Origin of the sequence: Rathayibacter rhapontici, assembly GCF_001995175.1 — a bacterium.
Lineage (GTDB): Bacteria > Actinomycetota > Actinomycetes > Actinomycetales > Microbacteriaceae > Rathayibacter.
Genome location: NZ_MUKN01000116.1, coordinates 1 through 2,673, shown reverse-complemented (window position 1 = coordinate 2,673; position 2,673 = coordinate 1). Strand labels below are relative to the sequence as shown.

The following is a 2,673-nucleotide window of genomic DNA, read 5'->3' as shown; positions in this document are numbered from 1 at the left end:
GACCTGCAGGGCCGCGACGCCGAGCCCGGCGCCGACCGCGTCGCGATCGCCTGGACCTCGTCCGACGACGCCGTCGTCAGCGACACCGACGCCCCCAGCGGCAGCACCACGGAGGGGGTCGCCGACGTCGTCGAGAAGGGCGCGGTCGTGCGCGGCGCCGCCGACGCCTCCGTGACGCTCACCGCCATGATCAGCCGCGGCTCCGCGACCAGCACGGTGGCCCTGCCGCTCACCGTCCTCGCCGCTCCCGCCGCTGCCGAGAACGAGGCCTACCTCTTCGCCTACTTCAGCGGCAACTCCACCGATCAGCAGCAGATCCGCTTCGCGACCACGAACGGGAACGACGCGCTCGACTGGACCGAACTCAACGACGGCGCTCCCGTCCTCACCTCCTCCCAGGGCACCCGGGGCCTGCGCGACCCCTCGATCGTGCGCTCGGTCGAGGGCGACCGCTTCTTCCTGCTCGCCACCGACCTCGACATCACCAAGACCACCTGGCCGGAGTCGTTCACGAACGGGTCGAAGCACCTCGAGATCTGGGAGTCGACCGACCTCGTGAACTGGTCCGAGCAGCGCCACATCGAGGTCTCGCCCGAGTGGGCCGGCATGACCTGGGCTCCGGAGGCGCAGTGGGACGAGTCGATCGGGCAGTACGTCGTCTACTGGTCCTCGCGCGTGTACCCCGAGGGGCAGCCGCACGTGACGGGTGCTCCGGGGACCACCGACTCGCGCATCGTCTACGCCACGACCCGCGACTTCCGCACCTTCTCCGAGCCGCAGGTGTGGGTCGACTCCGGCGACCGCATCGACGCCACCGTGCTCAAGCAGGGCGACGACTACTTCCGCTTCACCAAGGAGGTGTCGGGGGACGCGGGCTGCCAGGACATCGTCACCGAGCGCTCGACGAGCCTGCGCTCGACCTACGTCGACTATCCGGTGGGCGGCGACTGGTCGGTCGTCGAGAACTGCGTGGCGCGGAACGCCGGCTACGACCAGATCGTCGAGGGACCGACCGTGTTCCCCGCGAACGAGGGCGACGTGAACGGCTCCGGCTACTACCTCTTCGCCGACTGGTTCACCGGCACCGGGTACCAGGCCTTCCACACCGAGGACGTCTCGCAGCCCGGCTGGACCTACCTCGACCCCGCCGTCGACGACCGGGTCTCGCTGCCCGCCTCGCCTCGGCACGGCTCGGTGATCGGCATCACCCGCGAGGAGCGCGACGCGCTGCTGGGCGCGTACCAGCCCGAGCTGCTGGTGACGTCGGTCGCCCCGGTCGCGCAGGACGTGCGGATCGGATCGACGAGCACCACCCTCCCGGCGACGGTGCAGGCGACCTTCACCGGCGGGCGCACCGAGCAGGTCGCGGTGGCCTGGGAGGCGTTCGACGCGTCCGTCCTCGATCGCGCCGGCGAGACCCTCGTGGTGCGCGGCGCTCTCGCGAACGGAGCGGCGACCCGGGCGGTCGCGACCCTCACGGCGGTCGGCGGAGTGGACGTGACCGCCTCGGCCGTCCCGCGCTGCGTCGCGGGCAAGGTCGTGCTGACGGTGACGACGACCAACCGCGGAACCGGGACGGCCGCGATCCGCGTCGTCACGACCGCGGGGACCAAGACGGTTGCGGCCCTCGCCCCGGGCGCGACGGCGACCTCCGCGTTCAGCACGCGCGCGACCTCGATCGCCGCCGGATCCGCCTCGGTGACGGCGACGAGCGGAGGCGCGACCGCCGTCGTTCCGGCGGCGTACCCGGCGCTGACCTGCCGCTGACGCGCGGGGAGCCCGCCTCTCGCGGACGGGCTCCCCACGGCCGGACCCGGCCACGGCTCCCGCAGCGGCCCTACCGCTCGCCGTGCGGATCGGCCACGGTGGACCCCGTGACCGAGATCCTCCGCCTCGCCGCCTTCCCCGCGAGCCCCGACGGCGGCAACCCCGCCGGAGTCGTGCTCGACGCGACCGCCCTCGACGACGTCGGGATGCAGGCCGTCGCCGCCGACGTCGGGTACGCCGAGACCGCGTTCGCGATCGAGCGCACCGGCGCGCGGCGGTTCCGGATGCGCTATTTCTCGCCGGTCGCCGAGGTGCCGTTCTGCGGTCACGCGACCATCGCCACGGCGGTCGCCCTGGCCGAGCGCGACGGAGCCGGGGCGTTCGTCTTCGACACCCCGGTCGGCGAGGTCGCGATCGGGACGCGCGTCGAGGGCGGCTCCGTGCTCGCCTCCTTCACGAGCGTCGAGCCGCGGGTCGTCCCGCTGCCGGAGGTCGACACCGATGCCGTCCTGGGGCTGCTGGGCCTGGACCGCACGGCGCTGGATGCGCGGTTCGCGCCCGCCGAGGCGTTCGCGGGCAACCGGCATCCGATCCTCGTGCTCGAGGACGCCGCGGTCTTCGACGGGTTCTCGTTCGAGCCGGCGGCGATGCGCGCACTGATGGACTCGCGCGGCTGGACCGGCACGGTCACGATCGCGCGGGCCCTGCCCGACGGGGCGTTCGAGACCCGCAACCTCTTCCCCGTCGGCACCCTCTCGGAGGACCCGGCCACCGGATCCGCGGCCGCCGCGCTCGGCGGCTGGCTGCGCGCGATCGGCGCGGTCGCGCCTCCGGCCCGCGTCGTCGTGCACCAGGGGCGCCACGTCGGACGGCCGAGCGTGCTGCTCGTCGACGTCCCGGCCTCGG

At 73.6% G+C, this 2,673-nt stretch carries 2 protein-coding genes; both read left to right on the top strand.

The genetic code is table 11. The features are described 5' to 3' along the window. Window positions 1-1,767, top strand: a 1,767-nt coding sequence (locus B0T42_RS18835; protein WP_173892361.1) for a glycoside hydrolase family 43 protein, incomplete at its 5' end; no start/stop codon positions are given. Between the two features lie 107 nt (window positions 1,768-1,874). Continuing rightward, on the top strand, window positions 1,875-2,673 hold a 799-nt coding region (locus B0T42_RS18830; RefSeq protein WP_077224493.1), incomplete at its 3' end, for a PhzF family phenazine biosynthesis protein.